This is a genomic window from Staphylococcus sp. HMSC13A10 (assembly GCF_001808005.1).
Taxonomy (GTDB): domain Bacteria; phylum Bacillota; class Bacilli; order Staphylococcales; family Staphylococcaceae; genus Staphylococcus; species Staphylococcus pasteuri.
Window position 1 is genome coordinate 1 of the sequence record NZ_KV791852.1, and the last position, 711, is coordinate 711.

Consider the following 711-nt stretch of genomic DNA (forward strand, 5'->3'; position numbering starts at 1 on the left):
GTACTTTTTATTATAAATACGATTTTCAGGTTCGAATATAAATTCTAGATATTCTATTTTGCGTCCCTTCTTTGCTCTAACTTTATGTATCTTTAACGCTTTAAAAATATAACTGAGTTCGTTAATAATAGGTTTTAATACATTCTTATTAATATCGGTCATTCTATACGATGTTGGAATATCTAATCGCTCTCTAAAATCATTTATTTTTATTTTTAAATAACCTGTATGTTTAAACTGCTTAAGTATTCTAAACATGTTTTTAGAATACGTTGATTTAAGCGTCGTCATTTCTTCTAGTTCAAATTTTGTAAAATTATTCGTAATTGAATTAAGTATATGCTTTAGATTAGGAGATGTTGAAATCTCTAAATATTGTTCCTTTTTATGAATTCTATAATGATTAAACAACACAAAGCGCTCTATGATGTCATCATCTTCATACTTAATTGTCAATTCCAACATTTTTTTGTATACATCATCCAAATCTTTCACAAACCTATTAATATTACGTGTTTTAGGATTATAGTTACTTAATTCTTTTAATTCATCAAAAGTCAGATGTAACGTATAGGTGTCTTGTTCTTTTAACTTATTACACATCGCAAAAAACAAATTAATTTCTATGCTTGTGAACTTTCTTAATGGGACGAGGTTTAGATCGTTTTTGTATACAACTGTTTCACCAGACATTTTATTATCACTCCATCA

1 protein-coding gene is annotated in these 711 nt (G+C 26.7%); it reads right to left on the reverse strand.

Annotated features, from left to right (window positions below; genetic code table 11):
• Positions 1–693, reverse strand: a 693-nt coding sequence (locus tag HMPREF3125_RS04415; RefSeq protein ID WP_070452182.1) for a replication initiation protein, incomplete at its 3' end; no start/stop codon positions are given.
• Between the last annotated feature and the right edge of the window lie 18 nt (positions 694–711).